This is a genomic window from Streptomyces graminofaciens (assembly GCF_030294945.1).
In the GTDB taxonomy this organism is placed as follows: Bacteria; Actinomycetota; Actinomycetes; order Streptomycetales; family Streptomycetaceae; genus Streptomyces; species Streptomyces graminofaciens.
Genome location: NZ_AP018448.1, coordinates 4,269,423 through 4,291,734, shown reverse-complemented (window position 1 = coordinate 4,291,734; position 22,312 = coordinate 4,269,423). Strand labels below are relative to the sequence as shown.

At 71.5% G+C, this 22,312-nt stretch carries 16 protein-coding genes; 10 read left to right on the top strand and 6 right to left on the bottom strand.

Translation table 11 applies throughout. The features are described from left to right. Positions 1-245: 245 nt before the first annotated feature. From SGFS_RS18230 to SGFS_RS18220, 3 genes are all read left to right on the top strand, one after another. Positions 246-4,880, top strand: coding sequence for an FtsK/SpoIIIE domain-containing protein (locus SGFS_RS18230; protein ID WP_286251598.1), 4,635 nt, complete (start codon positions 246-248; stop codon positions 4,878-4,880). 140 nt (positions 4,881-5,020) lie between these two features. Beyond that, positions 5,021-6,547 carry a tRNA (N6-isopentenyl adenosine(37)-C2)-methylthiotransferase MiaB gene (miaB, locus tag SGFS_RS18225; RefSeq protein ID WP_286251597.1) on the top strand — a complete coding sequence of 509 codons (1,527 nt, stop codon included), beginning with the start codon at positions 5,021-5,023 and terminating at the stop codon, positions 6,545-6,547. A 108-nt stretch (positions 6,548-6,655) separates the two neighbouring features. Further along, positions 6,656-7,372, top strand: a complete 717-nt coding sequence (locus SGFS_RS18220) for a class III extradiol dioxygenase subunit B-like domain-containing protein (RefSeq protein ID WP_286251596.1) — start codon at positions 6,656-6,658, stop codon at positions 7,370-7,372. 74 nt (positions 7,373-7,446) lie between these two features. Here the strand turns inward: SGFS_RS18220 and SGFS_RS18215 are convergent, their stop codons facing one another. Together SGFS_RS18215 and SGFS_RS18210 are read right to left on the bottom strand one after the other, a co-directional pair. Next, complete coding sequence (locus SGFS_RS18215; RefSeq protein ID WP_286251595.1) at positions 7,447-7,785, bottom strand: antitoxin; 339 nt, start codon at positions 7,783-7,785, stop codon at positions 7,447-7,449. A 23-nt stretch (positions 7,786-7,808) separates the two neighbouring features. Continuing rightward, on the bottom strand, positions 7,809-8,117 hold the full coding sequence (locus tag SGFS_RS18210; protein WP_286251594.1) for a hypothetical protein: 309 nt from the start codon (positions 8,115-8,117) through the stop codon (positions 7,809-7,811). Positions 8,118-8,297: 180 nt separating this feature from the next. On the opposite strand from SGFS_RS18210, the gene miaA reads away from it, so the two are divergent. The 6 genes from miaA (at position 8,298) to hflX (ending at position 16,706) form a co-directional block, all read left to right on the top strand. Beyond that, entirely contained in the window at positions 8,298-9,236 is a 939-nt protein-coding gene (miaA, locus tag SGFS_RS18205; protein WP_286251593.1) for a tRNA (adenosine(37)-N6)-dimethylallyltransferase MiaA, read from the top strand. 102 nt (positions 9,237-9,338) lie between these two features. Beyond that, positions 9,339-9,872, top strand: a complete 534-nt coding sequence (locus tag SGFS_RS18200) for a hypothetical protein (protein ID WP_286251592.1) — start codon at positions 9,339-9,341, stop codon at positions 9,870-9,872. 47 nt (positions 9,873-9,919) lie between these two features. Next, positions 9,920-10,789: a diaminopimelate epimerase gene (gene dapF / locus SGFS_RS18195; protein WP_286251591.1), complete on the top strand. Its 870-nt coding sequence runs from the start codon at positions 9,920-9,922 to the stop codon at positions 10,787-10,789. A gap of 297 nt (positions 10,790-11,086) precedes the next feature. Continuing rightward, complete coding sequence (locus SGFS_RS18190; protein WP_286251588.1) at positions 11,087-13,246, top strand: RelA/SpoT family protein; 2,160 nt, start codon at positions 11,087-11,089, stop codon at positions 13,244-13,246. 321 nt (positions 13,247-13,567) lie between these two features. After that, positions 13,568-15,049: a M1 family metallopeptidase gene (locus tag SGFS_RS18185; RefSeq protein ID WP_286251586.1), complete on the top strand. Its 1,482-nt coding sequence runs from the start codon at positions 13,568-13,570 to the stop codon at positions 15,047-15,049. 160 nt (positions 15,050-15,209) lie between these two features. Then, positions 15,210-16,706 carry a GTPase HflX gene (gene hflX, locus SGFS_RS18180; RefSeq protein WP_286251585.1) on the top strand — a complete coding sequence of 499 codons (1,497 nt, stop codon included), beginning with the start codon at positions 15,210-15,212 and terminating at the stop codon, positions 16,704-16,706. 148 nt (positions 16,707-16,854) lie between these two features. Here the strand turns inward: hflX and SGFS_RS18175 are convergent, their stop codons facing one another. Further along, a complete protein-coding gene (locus SGFS_RS18175) occupies positions 16,855-17,928 on the bottom strand; it encodes a hypothetical protein (protein WP_286251583.1) in 1,074 nt (357 codons plus the stop codon). A gap of 44 nt (positions 17,929-17,972) precedes the next feature. Between SGFS_RS18175 and SGFS_RS18170 the strand changes: the two genes are divergently transcribed. Continuing rightward, a complete protein-coding gene (locus SGFS_RS18170) occupies positions 17,973-18,302 on the top strand; it encodes a hypothetical protein (RefSeq protein ID WP_286251582.1) in 330 nt (109 codons plus the stop codon). Between the two features lie 149 nt (positions 18,303-18,451). On the opposite strand, the gene SGFS_RS18165 is transcribed toward SGFS_RS18170, so the two are convergent. From SGFS_RS18165 to SGFS_RS18155, 3 genes are all read right to left on the bottom strand, one after another. After that, a complete protein-coding gene (locus SGFS_RS18165) occupies positions 18,452-19,630 on the bottom strand; it encodes a trypsin-like serine peptidase (RefSeq protein ID WP_286251581.1) in 1,179 nt (392 codons plus the stop codon). Between the two features lie 228 nt (positions 19,631-19,858). Continuing rightward, a complete protein-coding gene (locus SGFS_RS18160) occupies positions 19,859-21,085 on the bottom strand; it encodes a trypsin-like serine peptidase (RefSeq protein WP_286251580.1) in 1,227 nt (408 codons plus the stop codon). A 279-nt stretch (positions 21,086-21,364) separates the two neighbouring features. Further along, positions 21,365-22,261 carry a LysR substrate-binding domain-containing protein gene (locus SGFS_RS18155; RefSeq protein ID WP_286251578.1) on the bottom strand — a complete coding sequence of 299 codons (897 nt, stop codon included), beginning with the start codon at positions 22,259-22,261 and terminating at the stop codon, positions 21,365-21,367. Positions 22,262-22,312: the final 51 nt, after the last annotated feature.

Sequence of the window (22,312 nt, the reverse complement as noted above, 5' to 3'; positions counted from 1 at the left end):
TTCGAAAGTCCCGTCTGCCCCGCGACGCCCGGCACGGCACCTCGTCGTGTTGTCGGGATCGTCCGCGTACGCCCAGTACGCGGACGACCCTCCGCCTTGCGACGCACCGCACCAGACGCCGCGGGCCCCGCCCTCCGGGCCGACGACGCCACTTTCGAAACACGCCCTAGGGCCTGTCGCCCCCGGGCCCGCGCAACGAGCACCACCCCGAACCGCCCGCCCCCGAACGACCCCCGAGGCGAGACGTGAAACTCCTCATCACCACCGTCGCCGACGGCGACGCCACCGGCCGCCAGGACGTGCTGTTGAGCGCGTCCGGCAGCACGCCCGTCGAGGACGTCGCCGCACACCTGGCCCAACTGCGCGCAGGTGACACCGACGAGACCGGAGCCGTGCTCGCCGCACCGGGACCGGCCCCGGCCTGCTACCTGGGCGAAGAGCCCCTCGCCCCCGGAACCCCGCTGGCCGCCACCCGCCTCATGGACGGCAGCGTCGTCGCCCTCGGCGCCCCGCAGCCGCGCCCCGCCACCGCCTACGGCCCCGAGCGCGAGGCGATGCCGCAGCCGCACCGGGTGGACCACGCACCGGTGGCCGAACTCCAGGTGGTGGGCGGCCCGGACGCCGGGCGGGTGTACGCGCTGGGCATCGGTACCCACGGCATCGGCCCGCTGGAGGACGCGGCCGTACCACTCGAAGGCCGCGGCATGCCGGCCGACGGCATCCGGGTGACCGTACGCCCGGACGGATCGGCCATCGTGGAACTGCCCGAGGGCGGTCCGGCGCGGCTGTCCGTACCGGAACCGCCCGAGCACCGGGGCAGGCCCAACACCGTCCTGCTGCCCCTCGCGGAGCAGGACGAGGAGGACGACGAGCCGGAGGACGCCATTCGCGAGAGCGCGGAGCTCCCCGACGGCTGGGTGCTCTGGTCCGTCGGCGCGGAGCTGTCCGTCGGTGAGTACCTGTTGCGGCTGGCCGAACCGACTCCCCGGGACGCCGCCGTGGTGCCGTCCGAGGGCGGAGGCGGCCTGGACTACAACCGGCCGCCGCGCATCCTGCCGCATCTGGCGCCCGAGCGGTTCCGGCTGCCCGGACCGCCCGATCCCCCCGGACGCAGACCGATCCCCCTGCTGGTGGCCCTCGCCCCGATGGTCTTCGGCGTCTCCATGATGTTCTTCCTGAATTCGTACTTCTATCTGATCTTCATGTTCCTGTCGCCGGTGCTGATAGCGGCGAACTACGTCAGCGGACGACGCCAGGCCCGCAAGGACTACGAGGAGAAGTCCAGCATCTACCGGCAGCGCCGCGCCTCGCTGGAGGAGGACGTCCGGCAGAAGGTCGCCACCGAGCGGCGGCTGCGCACGGAGAGCGCGCCCGACCCGGCGGTGGCCGGACTCTGGGCGGTCGGCCCCGGCCGCCGGCTGTGGGAACGGCGCCGCGGCGACCTGGACCACCTGGCCCTGCGCATCGGCACCGCGCCGCAGCCGTCCCTGCTCGGTATCGACGACACCGCCCGCGAGGACAACCACACCGCCGTCCACTGGACGATCCCGGACGCCCCGGTCGGCGTCGACCTGGTCGAGAGCGGGGTCGTCGGCCTGGCCGGCGCGACCGGACCGGTCCAGGCCCTGGCCCGGTGGATGACGGCCCAGGCGGCGGTGCTGCACACCCCGCGCGACCTGCGGATCGTCGTTCTCACCGACAAGGCCTCGCAGGAGTCCTGGCACTGGGCGCGTTGGCTGCCCCACGCCCGGGAGGGGCTGCCCGGCGTCCGCGGCGGATCCGTCACCCTGATCGGCAACGACCCGGAGACGGTGGCCAACCGTGTGGCCGAACTGGTCTCCACCCTGCGCACCCGCCAGCGGGCCGCCGAGTCGACCATGAGCAAGGCGCTGCTGAGCGAACCGGACGTCCTCGTGGTCATGGACGGCGCCCGGCGCCTGCGCGACGTACCCGGCGTGGTCTCGATCCTCAAGGAGGGCCCGGCGGTCCGGATCTTCCCGCTCTGCCTGGACCAGGAGGAACGCCTCCTGCCGGAGGAGTGCACCGCCGTCGTCCGCCACGAGAACCACCGACTGACCCTGCGCCGCACCGGACAGCCCGACATCCCCGACATCCGGCCGGACCTGGTCGAACCCGACTGGTGCGAACGCGTGGCCCGGGGCATCGCCCCGATCCGCGACGTCACCCCGGACGCCTCCGAGGGCCTCCCCACCAAGGTGGGACTGCTGGAACTGCTCGGGCTGCCGGAGCCGAGCGCCGAGCAGATCACGGCCCGCTGGGCACAGCGGCCGGCCTCCACCGGCGTCCTGCTGGGCGCGGGCTACGACGGCCCGGCAGCCTTCGACCTGGTGAAGGACGGCCCGCACGGCCTGGTGGCCGGTACCACCGGATCCGGCAAGTCCGAACTGCTGCAGACCTTCGTGGCGGCCCTCGCCGCGGTCAACCGGCCGGACGAACTCACCTTCGTCCTGGTCGACTACAAGGGCGGCAGCGCCTTCAAGGACTGCGTGGACCTGCCGCACACCCTCGGCATGGTCACCGACCTGGACAGCCATCTGGTGCAGCGCGCGCTCACCTCGCTGTCCGCCGAACTGACCCGCCGCGAGCACATCCTGGCCGACGCCGGCGCCAAGGACCTGCCCGAGTACCAGGGCATGCGCCGCCGGAACCCGGAGCTGCGGCCCATGCCCCGGCTGGTGCTCGTCATCGACGAGTTCGCCACCCTCTACCGGGAGATCCCGGACTTCGTCCCCGGCCTAGTGAGCATCGCCCAGCGCGGCCGCTCCCTGGGCATCCACCTGATCCTGGCCACCCAGCGCCCGGCCGGAGCCGTCAACTCCGACATCCGGGCCAACACCAACCTGCGGATCGCACTCCGGGTCACCGACTCCTCGGAGAGCATGGACGTCATCGACACCAAGGACGCCGTCAGCATCTCCCCGGCCACCCCCGGCCGCGCCCTCGCCCGTCTCGGCCACGGCACCGTCGTCCCCTTCCAGACCGCCTACGCCGGAACTCCCCTCCCCGGTGCGCGGTCCTCCCCGCAGCCCGAGGAACAACGGCCCGCGGAGGAGTCCCGCATCTGGGGCACCGAACTCCACTGGCAGCGACTCGGCCGCGCCCTCGGCCTGCCCGGCACGGCCCAGGCGGAGCCGGGCGGCGACCCGGCGGCGGACACCGCGGCCGACGAGGTCCCCACCGACCTCAACGCGCTGGTGGCGGCGCTGTCCGAGGCGGCGGAGCTCGCCGGGTGCGCACCACAGCCCAGCCCCTGGCTGCCGGCACTCGGACAGAGCGTCCTGATCGACGACCTGCCGCAGCCCGAGAAGCCCGGCGGCGCCCGCCTGGCCCCCGTCTCCTGGGGCCTGTCGGACCTGCCCGAAGCACAGGCACAGCTGCCGGTCCGTCTGGATCTCGCCGAGTTCGGACACCTCTACGTCATCGGCATCCCGCGCTCCGGGCGCTCCCAGGTGCTGCGCACCATGGCCGGAGCACTGGCCCGGGGCCATTCCAGCGCCGATGTCCACCTCTACGGCATCGACTTCGCCGGCGGCGCGCTGACGGCGTTGGGTGTGCTCCCGCACTGCGGCGCCGTCGTGCCCCGCGGTGACATCGAGCGTCTCGAACGACTGTTCGCCAGGCTCGACGCGGAACTGGAACGGCGACAGGAGCGCCTCACCGAGCACCACGCGAGCAACCTCACCGAACTGCGCGAGATCGTCGGAGCCGGTGTCCGCCCGCCGCACATCATGCTGTTCATCGACGGCTGGGACGCGTTGATCGAGGCCGTCGCCGACCACAACGGCGGCCGCATGGTGGAGCAGCTCAACCGGCTGCTGCGCGAGGGCGCCGCCGCGGGCCTGCACGTCGTCGCCACCTCAGAACGCGCCCTGTTGTCGGGACGGGCCACCGCCCTCAACGACAACAAGCTGCTGCTGCGCCTGAACGACCGGACCGACTACCACGCCGTCGGCAAGCGCTCGCGCGACATCCCCGACCTCATCCAGCCCGGCCGCGGCTGGACCTCCGACGGAGGCACCGAGATCCAGGTGGCACTGCTCGCCCCCGGCGCCGCCGGACAGGAGCAGGCCGAGGCGCTGCGCCGGATCGGCGCCGAGGCCGCCCGGCGCGACGCGGGAGTCCCCGCGGACCGCAGGCCCGCCCGCATCGGCACGCTGCCGGTGAAGGTGACCTTCACGGACGCGTACGAGAAGGTGGGCGAGGAGTTCCGGCGGCCGATGTGGGGCCTGCTGGGCCTCGGCGGCGACGCCGTCTCGCCCGTGGGCGTCGACTTCGCGGACACCGCGCCGACCTTCTCGGTCGTCGGCCCGCCCGGCTCCGGCCGCAGCACCACGCTCGCCTCGCTGGCGGTCTCGCTGCTCGCCTCCGGTACCCGACTGGTGATCCTCGCTCCGCGCGAGTCCCCGCTGCGCACCCTCGGCAACCACCCCGGCGTACGGCTGATCACCGCGACGGAGCCCACGGTCGAGGAGTTCACGGAGGCCCTGGAGGCCGGCAGCGGCCCCCGGGTGGTCGTCGTGGACGACGCCGACCTGTTCGTCCTGCCGGACATCGACCAGAACCTGCGCTCCCTGGCCCAGTCCGGCAGGGACCACGGCATCGGCATCGTCATCGCCGCCACGGCGGAGACCATGACGGGAGCGATGGGCTGGCTCGGCGCACTGAAGAGGCACCGCAAGGGCGTCCTCCTCGGCCCGCAGAGCATCCTGGAGGGCGACTACATCGGGACCCGCCTGGCCCACGCCCACCTGCGCGGCCGCAAGCCCGGCCGGGGTCTCACCGTCGACCCGCGGTCCGGGGAACTGATCAATGTGCAGATCCCGGAGACCGTGCTCGACGGAGAGAACGACATGTCCTAGGGTCCGGCAGCGCCCGGGGCCGAGATCCCCGGGCGCTGCCCCAGGCTGACGGAATGGCCGACAGCAGCAGAAGGGGCGTGCGTTTCGTGCTCTCCGTCCTCCAGGAACTCGCGTGGGCGGCGACCACCTACCCTTGAGCCATGACCAGCAGCAGTGACCGGAGCCTCGCAGTGGACGTTCCCACACCCAAGAGCTATGAAATCCGCACCTATGGGTGCCAGATGAACGTCCACGACTCCGAGCGATTGTCCGGGCTGCTCGAAGACGCCGGCTACGTGCGCGCCCGCGAGGGCTCGGACGGCGACGCCGACGTCGTCGTCTTCAACACCTGCGCGGTCCGCGAGAACGCCGACAACCGTCTCTACGGCAACCTCGGCCGCCTCGCCCCGAAGAAGACCGCCCGCCCCGGCATGCAGATCGCGGTCGGCGGCTGTCTCGCCCAGAAGGACCGCGACACCATCGTCAAGAAGGCGCCCTGGGTGGACGTCGTCTTCGGCACGCACAACATCGGCAAGCTGCCGGTCCTGCTGGAGCGCGCCCGCGTCCAGGAGGAAGCCCAGGTGGAGATCGCCGAATCCCTTGAGGCGTTCCCGTCCACGCTGCCGACCCGCCGGGAGAGCGCGTACGCGGCCTGGGTGTCGATCTCCGTCGGCTGCAACAACACCTGCACCTTCTGCATCGTCCCGGCCCTGCGCGGCAAGGAGAAGGACCGCCGCACCGGCGACATCCTCGCCGAGATCGAGGCCCTGGTCGGCGAGGGCGTCTCCGAGATCACGCTGCTCGGCCAGAACGTCAACGCGTACGGCTCCGACATCGGCGACCGCGAGGCGTTCAGCAAGCTGCTGCGGGCCTGCGGGAAGATCGACGGCCTGGAGCGCGTCCGCTTCACGTCTCCCCACCCCCGCGACTTCACCGACGACGTGATCGCGGCGATGGCGGAGACCCCGAACGTCATGCCGCAGCTGCACATGCCGCTCCAGTCCGGCTCGGACACGGTCCTGAAGGCGATGCGCCGCTCCTACCGCCAGGAGCGCTACCTCGGGATCATCGAGAAGGTCCGCGCCGCCATCCCGCACGCGGCGATCACCACCGACATCATCGTGGGCTTCCCCGGCGAGACCGAGGAGGACTTCGAGCAGACGATGCACGTCGTCCGCGAGGCCCGCTTCACGCAGGCGTTCACCTTCCAGTACTCCAAGCGCCCCGGCACCCCGGCCGCGACCATGGAGGACCAGATCCCCAAGCAGGTCGTCCAGGCCCGCTACGAGCGGCTCGTCGCCCTCCAGGAGGAGATCTCCTGGGAGGAGAACAAGAAGCAGGTCGGCCGCACCCTGGAGCTGATGGTCGCCGAGGGCGAGGGCCGCAAGGACGGCGCCACCCACCGCCTCTCCGGCCGCGCCCCCGACAACCGCCTGGTCCACTTCACCAAGCCGGACCAGGAGGTCCGCCCCGGCGACGTGGTCACGGTCGAGATCACCTACGCCGCCCCGCACCACCTCCTCGCCGAGGGCCCCACCCTCGACGTCCGCCGCACCCGCGCGGGAGACGCCTGGGAGAAGCGCAACGCGGCCCCGGCGGACAAGCCGACCGGCGTGATGCTGGGCCTCCCGAAGATCGGCGTCCCGGAGCCGCTCCCGGCGGCCACGGGCGGCTGCGGCAGCCACTGACGCTCCGGCTCACCGCACGCGGAGAGGAACACGTCATCGACCTCACGGACGTGCTGATCGAGGACTGACAGCGCGCCCTGCCGCCCGTCGGGGGCTACGCTGCCGATCATGCTCGTAGCCGCCGCCGTCTGCCCCTGCCCACCCCTCCTCGTGCCCGAGGTGGCCGCGGGCGCGGCGCCCGAGCTGGACTCCGCGCGGGCCGCCTGCGCGGACGCGCTCGGTGTGCTCGCCGCCGCCCGCCCGGACCGGCTGGTGGTCGTCGGCCCCGCCGAGCTGAGCGGGTCCTACCCGGAGGGGGCGTACGGCTCGTTCCGGGGCTTCGGCGTCGACCTCGACGTACATCTGGGACACGGCAGGACGGACGTGGCGGACCCCGACTCCGAGCTGCCCACCTCCCTCGCCGTGGCCGCCTGGCTGCTGGCACGCGCCGACTGGTCCGGCACCCCGATCGAGGGCCTCGCCGTCGCGGAAGCCCTCACCGCCGAGCGGTGTACGCACATGGGGCGAGGTGTCGCGGAGAAGGCGGACCGGGTCGGCCTGCTGGTCATGGGCGATGCCAGCGCGTGCCGCACCCTGAAGGCACCGGGCTATCTGGACGAGCGCGCGGAAGGCTTCGACGCGGAGATCGCCCGGGCCCTCGGCACCGCCGACGTGGCCGCCCTGGCGGCCCTCGACGCGAGGCTGGCCCACGAACTGAAGGCCTCCGGCCGCGCCCCCTGGCAGGTCCTCGCGGGCGCCGCCGAGGACGTGGAACTGGGCGGCGCCCTGCTGTACGACGACGCCCCCTACGGGGTGGGGTATCTGGTGGCGGTCTGGTCGTCGTAGGCAGCCCCCCCGCGCGAAACGGCGGACGGCCGGGAGCCGGATGCTCCGCGGCCGTCCGCCGATTGCGAAGGTGCTCAGGACGCCGATGGCGGGGGCGGCGGGGGCGTGGTGCCCGTCGTGCCTGTTGTGCGCGTCGTGCCCGTCGTGCCCGTCGTGCCCGTCGTGCCTGTTGTGCGCGTCGTGCCCGTCGTGCCGCCGGTGTCGTCCTGGTGCGCGAGGCGCTCCATGGCGTGCTTCGCCTTGCCAGTGCCCGACTGGATCTTGTTGCTGTACTTGCCCTTGGTCGTCTTGTCGACCGCGTGCGCGGCCTTGTCGAGGCCATGGTGGATCTTGTCCTCGTGCCTATGCGCGAGGTGCGAGACCCTGTCCTTGGCAGGGGAGAGCTTGGTTTTCAAATTACCCAGAAGACCCATGGTTCACCTTCCGCGCGGATCAATCACTTGCGGGCGCCCTCGCCGGCCTCGTTGTCGGCAGCCTTCTCGGCGGTCTGCTGCTTGGGGATCTCCACGTCGTCCGACGCGGAGGACTCCTCCGTGCGGGCCCTGTCGGAGGCACTGCCCTCGGCTTCCGCCTCGGGCCCGGCGGTCTCTGCGGACCCCTTCGCCTCGTCCGACTCCTTCGTCTCTTCCGGGCCCTCCGCCGCGACCTCGGCGGCAGTGGTGGTGTCGCCCTGCTCGGTCGCCTCGGCGGTCGACGTCTCCTCAGTAGCCTTCGACCTCCGGAGAAGTCGTGCAAAAACGCCCATATCCACTCCAACGTTACTCGTGCGGGGGAAATCCCGCGTCGCCCGGTGCGTCCGATTGCGCCACCCGGGTCACCGGCACTCGAAAACCGGCGGTCGAACTCGCAACACGCAACGACCCCGGCCGCGTTGCGTCACGTAGCTCGTTCGAGAAGAGGCCCCGACATTTGCGAGACTGGGGCGGTGAGTAGCGCAGTTCCCCCTCCACGGGTCATCGCCGTCGTCGGACCGACCGCGGCCGGCAAGTCCGATCTGGGCGTCTTCCTCGCCCGGCACCTCGGCGGCGAGGTCGTCAACGCCGATTCCATGCAGCTCTACCAGGGGATGGACATCGGCACCGCCAAGCTGACCCCGGAGGAGCGCGCGGGAGTCCCGCACCACCTCCTGGACATCTGGGACGTGACCGTCACCGCCAGCGTCGCCGAGTACCAGCGGCTCGCCCGGGCGCGCATCGACGCCTTGCTCGCCGAAGGCCGCTGGCCGATCCTGGTGGGCGGCTCCGGGCTGTACGTCCGCGGAGCCGTCGACAACCTGGAGTTCCCCGGCACCGACCCCGAGGTCCGCGCCAGGCTGGAGGAGGAGTTGACGCTCCGCGGCTCCGGCGCGCTGCACGCCCGCCTCGCCGCCGCCGACCCCGGGGCGGCCCACGCGATCCTGCCGAGCAACGGCCGCCGTATCGTCCGCGCCCTCGAAGTGATCGAGATCACGGGCAAGCCCTTCACCGCCAACCTCCCGGGCCACGACTCGGTCTACGACACCGTCCAGATCGGCGTCGACGTCGAGCGCCCCGAACTCGACGAGCGCATCTCCCGCCGCGTCGACCGCATGTGGGACGCCGGACTCGTCGAAGAGGTGAGGGCGCTGGAGGCGCAGGGGTTGCGCGAGGGGCGTACGGCATCACGCGCGCTCGGCTACCAGCAGGTCCTCGCCGCCCTCGCCGGGCAGTGCACCATGGACGAGGCGCGCGCCGAGACGGTCCGTGCCACCAAGCGCTTCGCGCGCCGCCAGGATTCATGGTTCAGGCGCGACCCGCGGGTGCATTGGCTCAGTGGGGCCGCGGCCGACCTCACGGAACTCCCGGGGCATGCAATGGCGTTGGTCGAACGACCGGTCACAGCCTGATCACGTCATGGCATCGGCTCGCCCCGGCGGTCATCCCGGCCTCCGGGGGCGTGCCATCATCGAGCTTCGATCGACCAAGTGGAGTCCGAGTTGGGAGGGCGCGTGGCGATGGAGGCCGGCCCTCGCGACACCGCACATGGCGCGGAGCACGAGACCGCGGAAGACACGGAACAGCTGGTTACCGAGGGGTACGGACTGGACCCCGACGGCGATCCGCTGAGCCCCGACGGGCCCGACGACCAGCCGTCCGGCGGTGTGACCGACGACGGACCGGAACCGGACGAGATGTCCGGCGGCCCGGAGGTCGAGGTCGAGCTGCGCCCCCAGCGCAGACTGCGGATCTGGCAGCTCGCGCCCATCGTGGGCCTCGCCGCGGTCGGCTCCCTGATGTTCGCCTTCCCGCTCGCCTTCGAGTTCGGCGACGGCGGCGCGGTGGTCGCCATGCTGGGTCTGCTGATCTGCTCCACCGCCGCCGGCTGGGGCATGATGGCCGCCCGTCGCGTCGGTTACACATGGCCCGGCCTGCCCGCCCGCGGCTCCGCCCGCCGCCCGGACTGGCGGATGGTGCTGCTCTACGTCCTGGTCGTCGCCGCGGTGGTCGTCCTCGCCGTGTGGCGCGTGGCAAGGCTCCGCTGAACCGAACTGTTCGTGGGGATGTCGTATCCACCCCTTACGATCGAGGAATGAGCACGCGGATCGCCTTCCTCAAGGGTCACGGCACCGAGAACGACTTCGTGATCGTCCCGGACCCCGAGAACACCATCGACCTGCCCACGTCCGCCGTCGCCGCCCTGTGCGACCGGCGCGCGGGCATCGGGGGCGACGGCCTGCTGCATGTCGTACGGTCCGCCGCGCACCCCGAGGCGAAGGACATGGCCGCCGAGGCGGAGTGGTTCATGGACTACCGCAACGGCGACGGCTCGATCGCGGAGATGTGCGGAAACGGCGTCCGTGTCTTCGCGCGCTACCTCCAGCACGCCGGGCACATCACCGAGGGTGACCTGGCCGTCGCCACGCGCGCGGGCGTGAAGACGGTCCACATCGACAAGGACGGTGACGTCACCGTCGGCATGGGCAGGGCGCGCCTCCCCGAAGGGGACGTCACGGTGAGCGTGGGCGAGCACAGCTGGCCCGCGCGGAACGTGAACATGGGCAACCCGCACGCGGTCGCCTTCGTCGCCGACCTCGCCGACGCCGGCGACCTGCTCTCCGCGCCCCCCTTCAGCCCGGCCACCGCCTACCCGGACGGGGTCAACGTCGAGTTCGTGGTCGACCGCGGTCCCCGGCATGTCGCGATGCGCGTCCACGAGCGCGGCTCGGGCGAGACCCGCTCGTGCGGCACGGGCGCGTGCGCCGTCGCCGTGGCCACCGCCCGGCGCGACGGCGCGGACCCGGCGGTCACGGGCACCCCGGCCACGTACACCGTCGATGTGCCCGGCGGGACCCTCGTGATCACCGAGCGGGCCGACGGCGAGGTCGAGATGACCGGCCCCGCAGTGATCGTCGCCACAGGCGAGATCGACGCCGACTGGCTGGAAAACATGGCGAGTTGAGGGGGCGTCACGTTCGGCATGACGGTGACCGACCCCAGGGCGCCGCACAATGCCAGGTCGTCAGGGCGCTCGGACGTTCGAATCCATGGTCGAGCGCCCCTGACCTGTCCCGTAACCGCAACCCCCCGAACCCTCCCTCTAATGGGTGATCCGTTTCACGCTCGACGAGAGTCGGTCAATCGGGCGTGATGGGCTCGGTAGCATCAAGCACCGGCACGGACGGGGGAACGACACGATCCCTGAGCCGCCGCACGCCATGGGGCACCCGTCCGCCGGTCAATGCAGCCGGAGGTGCCCATGAGCGCGGAGGCCACGAACCCCGCCGTATCGCCCGCCCCTGCGCCGCCCACAGCGCACCGCAGGAAGAGTCGCCCTCGCATCGACCTGCGCCGCCTGGGCCGGGCGGCATTCCTGGGTCCGGCGTCCCGTGACCGGCTGCCCGACGCGATCGGCCATGTCGCCGAGGCTCACCGAGCCCACCACCCCGACGCCGACCTGGAGCCGTTGCGCCGGGCGTACGTCCTCGCGGAGTCCTCGCACCGCGGTCAGATGCGCAAGAGCGGCGAGCCGTACATCACACACCCGCTCGCCGTGACCCTGATCCTCGCCGAACTGGGCGCCGAGACAACGACTCTGACGGCCTCTCTGCTCCACGACACCGTCGAGGACACGGACGTGACCCTCGATCAGGTCCGCGAGGAGTTCGGCGAGGAGGTGCGCTATCTCGTCGACGGCGTCACGAAGTTGGAGAAGGTCGATTACGGCGCCGCCGCCGAGCCCGAGACCTTCCGCAAGATGCTCGTCGCCACCGGCAACGACGTCCGCGTGATGTCGATCAAACTCGCCGACCGGCTGCACAACATGCGCACCCTCGGCGTGATGCGCCCCGAGAAGCAGGAACGCATCGCCAAGGTCACCCGGGACGTCCTCATCCCGCTCGCCGAACGCCTCGGCGTCCAGGCGCTCAAGACCGAGCTGGAGGACCTCGTCTTCGCGATCCTCCACCCCGAGGAGTACGAGCGCACCCGCGAGCTGATCGTCGACAACGCCTCCCGCGCGAACGACCCGCTCGTCGAGATCCGCGAAGAGGTCCGCGGCGTCCTGCGCGAGGCCGGCATCCAGGCCGAAGTCCTCATAAGGCCCCGGCACTTCGTGTCCGTCCACCGCGTCTCCCGAAAACGCGGACCGATGCGCGGCGCCGACTTCGGCCGCCTCCTCGTGCTCGTGAACGAGGACGCCGACTGCTACGCGGTCCTCGGCGAACTGCACACCTGCCTCACCCCGGTCGTCTCGGAGTTCAAGGACTTCATCGCCGTCCCCAAGTTCAACCTCTACCAGTCGCTGCACACGGCCGTCGCCCGCGGCGACGGCGAGGTCGCCGAAGTCCTCATCCGCACCCACCAGATGCACAAGGTCGCCGAGGCAGGCGTCGTCGCCCTCGGCAATCCGTACGCCGCGCCCGCGGACTCCTCGTCGGACTCCTCGGAGGACCAGGGCGACGGCGAGCGCGTCGACCCCACCCGCCCCGGCTGGCTCTCCCGCCTCCTCGACTGGCAGGAGGCGGCTCCCGACGCCGACATGTTCTGGTCCACCCTGCGCGAGGATCTCGCCCAGGACCGCGAGATCACGGTCTTCCGGCCCGACGGGGGCGCGTTGGGGCTCCCCGAGGGCGCCAGTTGCGTCGACGCCGCGTACGCGCAGTACGGAGAGGACGCGCACGCCTGTATCGGCGCCCGGGTCAACGGCCGCCTGGCGACGCTCAGCACGGTCCTCAAGGACGGCGACACGGTCCAGCTCCTCATGGGCCAGGACCCCGCCTCGGAGCCCTCCCGGGAGTGGCTGGAGCACGCGCACACGCCCGCCGCGCGCATCGCCATCCAGCGCTGGCTCGCCACCCACCCCTCGTCGGACCCGGACGAGGCGCTCGACGAGGAACGCCGGGACGAGACGCCCGCCCCCCGCCCCGCCCCGGACGAACCCGCCGAACAGCCCGGCTCCGCGAACGCGGTCGTCGTCGGCAGGCCCGACGCGAACGTACGCCTCGCCGGCTGCTGTACGCCCGTACCGCCCGACGAGGTCACCGGCTTCGCCGTACGCGGGGGAGTGGTCACCGTCCACCGTGTCGAGTGCTCGGCGGTCGCGCGCATGAAGGGCCTGGGGCGCGCGGAGATCGAGGTGAGCTGGGGCGACACCACCGAGTGCCGGGTCACGCTCGTCGCCGAGTCCTTCCAGCGACCCCACCTCCTCGCCGACCTCACCGAGGCCATCGCCCTGGAGGGCGTCGCCATCGTCTCCGCCACCGTCGAACCCCCGACCCAGCAGCGCGTCCGACACACCTACACCCTCCAACTCCCGGACGCCGCCCACCTCCAGACCCTGATGCGCGCCATGCGCAACGTCCCGGGCGTGTACGACGTGGGCCGCGCCCAGCACCCGAAGGCGTCCGCGAACCGCTAGGGCGCGTCTGGCTGTTCCCGTCGTCACCCGGAGGGCCGCTTGGCGCCCGCCGCGACGGGGGAGGTTGATGTCCGCGTAGACGCGTGCCCTCGTGTGCCGGGCGTAGAGACTCGTGCTGGACGTACTCGGGGCTGCGCCCGGTGCGGCGAGAGGGCGTGCGTGGCGGCGCGAGGCAGACGGGAATTGTTGTCGGACAGGCCCTGGGGGCCGCGTCCGCGACACGGCCCGGGCTCCGGCAACGGCGGGCGGCAGGCCCCCCGTTCGGGTGGGCCCGCTGCGCGGCGTCGCCGCCCGGCGGGGGCGTGCTGGTAGCGGTGGTGCATGCCGTTCACCCCCCGCCTTCTCCGCCGCCCTGTGACCCGTCACACCAAGGCGGCGCTGCTTGCCTCCGCCGTCTCCGTCTGCCTGATCGCCGCGAGCGCCCCCGCACCCGCCGTCCCCCTCGGCGTCGGCGACCGGCTCTTCCCGCACCTCGGAAATCCGGGCTACGACGTCAAGTCGTACGACCTCGACTTCACCTATCCCGGCAGCAACCGGAAGCCACTTGAGGCCGTCACCACGATCGACGCCCTGACCACCGCGCCGCTGGCGCTGATCAACCTCGACTTCGCGCACGGGAAGGTGCGCTCCGTCGAGGTCGACGGCAGGCCCGCCGACTTCGCCAGCGCCGGTGAGGACCTGGTGGTCAGGCCCGAGCAACCGCTGCCCGAGGGCGTCCCGGTGCGCATCACCCTCCGGCACACCAGTGACCCCGTGTACACCGGGGACGAGGAGGGCGGCTGGGTGCGGACCTCGGACGGCCTCGCGATGGCCAACCAGGCCGACGCCGCGCATCTGGTTTTCCCGTGCAACGACCACCCCTCCGACAAGGCGATGTTCACCATCCGCGTCACCGCGCCCGACGGCTACACAGCCGTGGCCAACGGCGTGCCCGCCGGGACGGACCGCGCCCCGGGCACCACCACCTGGACGTACCGCACCGAACACCCCATGGCCACCGAACTGGCCCAGGTGTCGATCGACCGCTCCACCGTGGTGCGCCGGACCGGGCCGGACGGTCTGCCCCTGCGGGACGTGGTGCCCACCAAGGACCGCGACCGGCTCGAACGGTGGCTGAAGAAGACCCCCGCCCAGATCGAGTGGATGGAGTCGAAGGTCGGCGGCTACCCCTTCGAGACCTACGGGGTCCTGATCGCCGACGCGCAGACCGGCTTCGAACTGGAGACACAGACCCTCTCCCTCTTCGAGAGAGAGCTCTTCGTCCGGCCCGAGTACCCCGAGTGGTACGTCGACTCGATCATGGTGCACGAGCTGGCCCACCAGTGGTTCGGCGACAGCGTCAGCCCGCGCACCTGGTCCGACCTGTGGCTGAACGAGGGCCACGCCACCTGGTACGAGGCCCTGTACTCGGAGGAGACGGCCGGCCGGCCCCTTCAGGCGCGTATGAAGGCCGCCTACGGCGCCTCCGACCGCTGGCGGGCCGTCGGCGGACCACCGGCCGCGCCCAAGCCGCCCAAGGCGGGCCAGAAGATCAGCATCTTCCGCGCCAACGTCTACGACGGCGCCGCGCTCTTCCTCTACGCCCTGCGCCAGGAGATCGGCCGCTCCGCCTTCGAACGGCTGGAGCGGACCTGGGTCGGCATGCACCGGGACGGCGTCGCCTCGACCGCGGACTTCGAAGAACTCGCCTCCCTGATCGCGGGCCGCGACCTGGGCGACTTCTTCCACGCCTGGCTGTACGAGGAGAGAACGCCGCCGATGCCGGGGCACCCGGAGTGGAAGTCGGAGGCAGCGCGGCGGTAGGGGCGCGATAACCCTGGTGACGAGACGGGGCGTGCCGTGCGACCATTTTCGGGTCGGCGGCACGGGCGGCCGGGAATCCACCAGGCGCCCCGCGCGTTGTCACAGGTGACGGGCCTCACGAATCCGTCGCACATCGGTACCCCATCGACGTAAGGACCCAATGACCTCCTCTTCTTCCCCTTCCCAGGCCGCACAGCGCGCCTTCGCGCAGAACAACCCCGAAGGTCTTCGGGCCGATGCCCTGATGGAAGAGGACGTCGCCTGGAGCTTCGAGATCGACGGAGAGCGGGACGGCGACCAGTTCGACCGCTCCGAGCGCGCGGCTCTGCGCCGTGTCGCGGGCCTCTCCACCGAACTCGAGGACGTCACCGAGGTCGAGTACCGCCAGCTCCGCCTGGAGCGCGTCGTACTCGTCGGTGTCTGGACCTCGGGAACCGTGTCGGACGCGGAGAACTCGCTCGCCGAGCTGGCCGCCCTCGCGGAGACCGCGGGCGCGCTCGTGCTCGACGGCGTGATCCAGCGCCGCGACAAGCCTGACGCGGCCACATACATCGGCTCCGGCAAGGCCAACGAGCTGCGGGACATCGTCCTCGACTCGGGAGCGGACACCGTCATCTGTGACGGTGAGCTGAGCCCGGGCCAGCTCATCCACCTCGAAGACGTCGTCAAGGTCAAGGTCATCGACCGTACGGCCCTGATCCTCGACATCTTCGCCCAGCACGCCAAGTCCCGAGAGGGCAAGGCGCAGGTCGCGCTCGCGCAGATGCAGTACATGCTGCCGAGGCTGCGAGGCTGGGGTCAGTCGCTGTCCCGGCAGATGGGCGGCGGCAAGGGCGGCGGCCTCGCCACCCGTGGCCCCGGTGAGACCAAGATCGAGACGGACCGGCGCCGGATCCGCGAGAAGATGGCGAAGATGCGCCGGGAGATCGCGGAGATGAAGACCGGCCGCGAGATCAAGCGCCAGGAGCGCCGCAGGAACAAGGTGCCCTCGGTCGCCATCGCCGGCTACACCAACGCCGGCAAGTCCTCCCTGCTCAACCGCCTCACGGGCGCGGGCGTCCTGGTCGAGAACGCCCTGTTCGCAACGCTCGACCCGACTGTGCGCCGGGCCGAGACCCCGAGCGGGCGGCTGTACACGCTGGCGGACACCGTCGGCTTCGTACGCCATCTGCCGCACCACCTCGTCGAGGCGTTCCGCTCCACGATGGAGGAGGTCGGCGACTCCGACCTGATCGTGCACGTGGTCGACGGCGCCCACCCGGCGCCGGAGGAGCAGCTGGCCGCCGTACGCGAGGTGATCAGGGACGTCGGCGCCACCGGCGTACCCGAGATCGTCGTGATCAACAAGGCGGACGCGGCCGACCCGCTGGTGCTCCAGCGGCTGATGCGGATCGAGAAGCGCTCCATCGCGGTCTCGGCCCGGACCGGCCAGGGCATCGCGGAGCTGCTCGCCCTGATCGACAACGAGCTGCCGCGTCCCTCGGTCGAGATCGAGGCGCTCGTGCCGTACACCCACGGCAAGCTCGTCGCCCGCACCCACACCGAGGGTGAGGTGATCTCCGAGGAGCACACCGCGGAGGGCACCCTGCTCAAGGCCCGGGTGCACGAGGAGCTGGCGGCGGATCTGGCGCCGTACGTTCCGGCGTCGGCGGCCTGACACCAGGTCTGCGGTGGCCTCACCGGGCCTCGGGCCCGTAGGCCGTAGCACCGTGGTCGTTCGAGTCGAAGGCCCGTCCCTCCCGCAGGAGGGGCGGGCCTTCGGTCTGCGCGGGTCACCGGCCGCAAGGGTGCCCGCACACCCCCGTTCACTCCCCGGATGCGCGGCCCCCTGTCTCCGTGACTTCGTAGCCGGGGGAGGTCTCCGTCTCGGACTCGGCCATCGAGCGGGCCCGGCCGCCGTAGGAGGCCGCGATCAGCTCACCGGGGCCGTAGGCGGGGTGGGTGGCCCGGGCCCGGTTCAGCCGGACGAAGAGGTTCCACTCGTCGTGACAGCCGAGGCTGTACGCGCCGCCGGCCCGCACGGTGTAGAAGCGGACGAACTCCTTGCGCCGGGCCTCCCACACCAGCGCGTCCTCGCGGTTCGAGGGATCCAGTGGGCGGCGGGTGCCGTCCGGGCCGGTGGCCGTGCCGAAGTCGGTCCAGAAGTCCGGGTCGACGGCGTACTTGCGGGCGAAGTAGCCCTCCACGGTGGCCAACAGTGAACCGCCGCCGCCCGTGTCCGCGCGGAAGAAGGCGTGCATGTCGTCGGGGCCGAGGAAGTAGAACGCGTCGAAGAGACCGCCCAGTTGGAGCTTGTGACGGGGCGGGAGGCCGGGCGGGTCCGTGAGGTAGTCGTCCTCGACCAGGACCCGGGTCCACATGCGCATGTAGTCCCCGCCGGACGGCAGGGCGGCCGCCGTCAGAGTCTCCAGGGTCAGCGGCCGGCCGGTCTCCCGGGCGAGTTCGGCGATGTGCCGCATGACCAGGCCGGTGCCCTCCTTCGACTCCAGCTGGTAGGCGGCCGGATCGACGAGGAAGAACCGCTCGCCCCACTCGGCGGCCAGCCTGCGGGCGACGAAGTGGGCGATCTCGGTGTTGGTCCGGAAGTGACCGCCGCCGCGCGAGCTGATCGGGCAGCTCAGATAGACGACGATCCGGTCCTCGGCCTGGGCTCGGGCGATGTCCGACTGGATCAGCGCGACATGCTTCTCGAACACCGCGAACCAGTCGCCGGTGTGCCACGTGAAGCGGATGATCGGGCGGGAGGGGACGGGGTAACCGGTTTCGGTGGTTACGGCGGAGAGACCGAGGGCAGGGGTGGCAGCGAGGGCAGGGCTCGGCGTGGCTTCGGCGGCCCCGGCGATCCCGGCCGTACCGGTCAGGGCAGGGTTCTCGGGCATGGTGTGCTCACCTTCCCCAGCCGGTCGGGCCGAGCAGGTTGTTGTTGCGTACCTTGATCCGGTCGGGGACCTCGGCGTTGTACGTGGCCACGAAGTTCCCGCCCAGCTCGTCCTCCTCGCCCGACGCCCCCCTCTACCGCCCGCACAGCAAACCCCGCCACCGCCTCTCGCAGCGCTACTGGGAGGCCATCGACCCCACCCGGGCCCGACTCCCGCACTGCACACGGCTGTACGACTCCTCCGTGCTGCTCCCGCACAGCGCGACGCTGCGCGCAGGAGCGGAGGAACACCTGCCCCGGGTCCTCGACAAGCTCGTCCGCCATGCCGGACAACTGCGGGACTGGGCGGCGGGGCGGAGGATCGCGGCGGCGTGAGGGCGTGCGTGCGGGCCCACGTCACAGCCGTACGGCGCCTACTCGCGGCCGTACGACGCCCGCAGAGACAGCCGTACGACGCCCGCAGAGACAGCCGTACGACGCCCACAGAGACAGCCGTACGACGCCCGCTGACAGCCGTACGACGCCTACTGGCCGCCGTACGACGCGCTCATCTCCTCGTACAGGGACTCGGCGCCCGGGCCCAGTTGTGGTCCGGCGAGCCAGGTGTTGTCGGCAGGGCCGATCGACGTGTTCGACACGAGCCGGGGTTCGCCGTCGACCATGCGGAACCAGCCGCCGCCGGACGAACCGCCCGTCATCGTGCAGCCGATGCGGTACATCGTGGGCAGGGACGGCGCGAGGGAGAGCCGGCCGGGCCGGTCGACGCACCGGAACATGTTCAGGCCGTTGTACGGCGGCGCCGCCGGGTAGCCCCACGCGCCCATCGCGTCGACCTCGGTCGCGGACGGGGCGGAGAAGTCCATGTCCAGGGCCGAGCCGACCGTCTCCTCCAGCGACCTGTCGCCCGACTCGGGCTTCACATGCAGGACCGCGTAGTCGTACGCGGCACCCGCGCCGCCCGTCTCGGAGCCGCCCTTGATCCACTCGTCCGACGTCGCGGCCCAGTCAGCCCACCACTGGCCGTACGGGGCGATCTCCTCGGCGGCGGCGCCGGCCAGCTCGTCCTCGGACCTGCCCAGGTCGTTGTAGGCCGGGACGAAGGCGATGTTGCGGTACCAGCCGCCGTCGGCGCCGGCGTGCACACAGTGGCCCGCGGTCCACACGAGGTTGGACTCGCCCGGGTGGTTCACGTCCTTGACCACCGTGCCCGAACAGACCATCGAGCCCTCGGGGGAGTCGAAGAAGACCTTGCCGACCGCGCCGGCGTTCTCGCGGTACGGCGTCTTCTCGGCCGCGGCCTCGACCGGCGCCGGAACGGGATCGCTGACGCCCTGGTCGGCCGAGGCGTCCTGGGTGGAGACGGTCTTGGCCGGGTCCTCGGCGTCGCGCATCCGGTCGAGGTCCCACAGCTTTTCGATCACGGGATTGACGAAGTCCTCGGCCTCACCGAGCCACTTGTCCTTGTCCCAGTCCTTCCAGCCGCCGTCCTTCCACTCGTCGACATCGATGCCGTGCTTCTCGAGCCGGTCGGCGAGTGAGTCGGGAATGCCGTCGCCGTCTTCGTCGGCGGTACGGGACGCGGCCGCGTCGGGCTTGTCGCTCGCGCTGTCGTCGCCCGGCCCGCAGGCAGTCGCGACCAGCGCGAGGGCCGCGACGAGTCCGGAGGCGGCGAGATGACGGCGCCGCCGATATGAGGAACCCATGGTGCTCGACCCCCGTCGGAACTTCCGTGTGTCACGCCCACTATGAAGGGGCGCTGGGGGACGGGCGGAGGGCGCGCGGCGAGAATTTCCGTGCGCCGCCCGGACTTCGTCCGTCCGGGCGGCTCGATGCCGTCCTCGGTCACCGACGGGCACGCGGGCCTTCGGACGGCCGCAGTCCGGATCTCAGGTCACCTGCTGCCGGACGGCGGCCGCCGCCAGGTCACCGCGTCACTGCCCGGCGAACTTGTTGCTCACCGCCTGGTACACACCCTTGGCCTCCTTGCCGAGCCGAGGACCGGCCAGCCAGCCGGAACTCACCGGACCTATGGAGGTGTTGGAGACCAGCGCGGGCCGGCCGTCCGAGCCGGTCGCCACCCAGCCGCCGCCGGACGAACCGCCCGTCATCGTGCAGCCGATGCGGTACATCGTCGGGTCGGACTCAACGATCGAGAGCCGTCCCGGCTTGTCCGTGCACTGGTACATCGTCTCGCCGTCGTACGGGGCACCCGCCGGGTAACCGGTCGCCGTGATGCTCTGCATCTGCTGCGCGGCCGGCGCGGCGAAGTCCACCGGGAGCGCCGAACCGACCGTCTCCTCCAGGGACTTGCCGTCGCTGCCCTCCTCCGGCGTGACATGGATGACCGCGAAGTCGTACGGCGCCCCGTCGCCGCCCGTCGCACCGCCCTGCTCGATCCACTGGTCCGAGGTCTGCGCCCAGTCACCCCACCAGACCCCGTACGGAGCGATCTCCTCCTTGGTGGCGGAGTCCAGCTCCGCCGCCGTCTTCGCACTGTCGTTGTACGACGGCACGAAGGCGATGTTGCGGTACCAGCCGCCCGCCTTGCCCGCGTGCACACAGTGGCCGGCGGTCCACACGAGGTTCGACTTGCCCGGGTTGGCCGGGTCCTCGACGACCGTGGCCGAGCAGACCATCGTGCCCTCGGGCGCGTCGAAGAACACCTTGCCCGCCTCGGGCATGTTCGCGTGGTATTGCGGCGCCACGGCCTTGGCCTCGACGGACGCGGGGGTCGGGTCGGTGACGCCCTGGTCACCGGCGAGGTCGTTCTCGTCGACCTCCTTGTCCGGCTCCTCGGCGTCGCGCATCCGGTCCGGGTCCCACAGGTTCTCGATGATCGGGTTGACGTAGTCCTCGGCCTCGCGCAGCCAGTCGTCCTTGTTCCAGTTCTTCCAGGCACCCCCCTTCCACTTGTCGATGTCGATGCCGTGCTGCTTGAGCCGGTCCTTGATGTCGTCCGGAATCGTGATCTTGCCGTCGCCGCCGCTGTCCTGCGCCGTGGCGGACGAGTCGGCACTGGCCGTGGTGTCGTCCGAACCACAGGCGGTGGCGGTCAGCGCCAGCGTCGTGGCGAGACCGACCGCGGCCAGCACGGGGGAGGTTCTGCGGCGCGCGCTCCTCCCACGACGAGCGGCGAAGAGCGGGCGTATGGGTCGCATGGGCTGAACTCCCCCTGGGCGTAAGAGAACTCTGTGGCGCCGAAACGGTGCGCGTCATTTTCTACGTGGCGTTCGTAGCCGGCGTTCGTACTCTTCGTACGTAGCGTCGGTGCGCGCGGCTCGGTGCGGATCCGTCGGAACGGGTTTGCTCGTAACGGATCCGTCCCAGCAGGTCCGTTGGTACAGATCTTTCGGAACGGCACCACACACTATGCGGTCCGTGTGAGGGACATCCGTGGGAAGGGCAACGGTTTCGCTACGAGCTGTGCGACTTGGCGATCACCCGCTGATCTGAGCCGTGGTCAGTTGGGTGGCGATGGCGGTGAGGCGCTCGGCGAGTGCCCCGGGGTCGGCTCTCGTCATGGCGGTGAGCGCGATGGTCGCCGTCCCGTGCCGCAGCGTCCGGAAGCGGACGGCCGGGCGGGCCGCGGACGCCGCGGCGGGTACGACGGTGACGCCGAGACCGCACTCGACCATGGCGATCTGCGAGGTCACCGACCGCGCCCAGTGGGCCGGAACGGGACTGAACCCGGCGGTACGGCACATCGTCGCCATGGCGTCGTGGTAGTCGGGCGAGATGTGGCGGTGCAGCCACACCCACGGGGCACCGGCGAGGTCGGCCAGGTCCAGCGGGCCGGGGACGTCGGCGGCCGGGTGCCGGATCGGCAGGGCGGCGACGAACCGGTCCACGAAGAGCGAGGTCGCCGTGGTGCCGCGCACCGGGGCGGTCTGGCGCACGATCGCCCAGTCGAGCGAACGGTCGAGCAGGCCAGGCCCGGCCTCGTGCGTGTCGATCTCCTGCGTACGGATCTCCACGTCCGGGAGCGCGTCGTGGAACCGCTCCAGCACGAGCGGCAGCGGCCAGGAGAAGGCCGAGGCGACCGCGCCCAGGCTCAGCCGGCCGCCGCGCCCGGTGGCGGCCCGCCGGGCGGCGAGCTCCGCCTCCTCCGCCTGCCGGACGAGCGCGCGGCAGTGGTCCAGGAACACGGCTCCGGCGGGGCTGAGGGCGACCGAGCGCTGGGTGCGGTGCAGCAGTTCGCAGCCGAGTTGTTGTTCGAGCTGCTTGATCGCCTGGGAGAGCGGCGGCTGGGACATCTGCAGCCGTCGCGCCGCACGACCGAAGTGCAGCTCCTCGGCCACCGCGACGAAGTACCGAGCCTGCCGGACCTCAACCATGATTCGCGCTACCTCTTACTGAGAGAGGAAATCAGACCTTCCGAATATATC

Coding starts and splice junctions, on each gene's coding strand:
- miaB (WP_286251597.1), top strand. CDS start 5,021: ATGACCAGCAGCAGTGACCGGAGCCTCGCAGTGGACGTTCCCACACCC.
- SGFS_RS18220 (WP_286251596.1), top strand. CDS start 6,656: ATGCTCGTAGCCGCCGCCGTCTGCCCCTGCCCACCCCTCCTCGTGCCC.
- SGFS_RS18215 (WP_286251595.1), bottom strand. CDS start 7,785: ATGGGTCTTCTGGGTAATTTGAAAACCAAGCTCTCCCCTGCCAAGGAC.
- SGFS_RS18210 (WP_286251594.1), bottom strand. CDS start 8,117: ATGGGCGTTTTTGCACGACTTCTCCGGAGGTCGAAGGCTACTGAGGAG.
- dapF (WP_286251591.1), top strand. CDS start 9,920: ATGAGCACGCGGATCGCCTTCCTCAAGGGTCACGGCACCGAGAACGAC.
- SGFS_RS18190 (WP_286251588.1), top strand. CDS start 11,087: ATGAGCGCGGAGGCCACGAACCCCGCCGTATCGCCCGCCCCTGCGCCG.
- SGFS_RS18185 (WP_286251586.1), top strand. CDS start 13,568: ATGCCGTTCACCCCCCGCCTTCTCCGCCGCCCTGTGACCCGTCACACC.
- hflX (WP_286251585.1), top strand. CDS start 15,210: ATGACCTCCTCTTCTTCCCCTTCCCAGGCCGCACAGCGCGCCTTCGCG.
- SGFS_RS18175 (WP_286251583.1), bottom strand. CDS start 17,928: ATGCCCGAGAACCCTGCCCTGACCGGTACGGCCGGGATCGCCGGGGCC.
- SGFS_RS18165 (WP_286251581.1), bottom strand. CDS start 19,630: ATGGGTTCCTCATATCGGCGGCGCCGTCATCTCGCCGCCTCCGGACTC.
- SGFS_RS18160 (WP_286251580.1), bottom strand. CDS start 21,085: ATGCGACCCATACGCCCGCTCTTCGCCGCTCGTCGTGGGAGGAGCGCG.
- SGFS_RS18155 (WP_286251578.1), bottom strand. CDS start 22,261: ATGGTTGAGGTCCGGCAGGCTCGGTACTTCGTCGCGGTGGCCGAGGAG.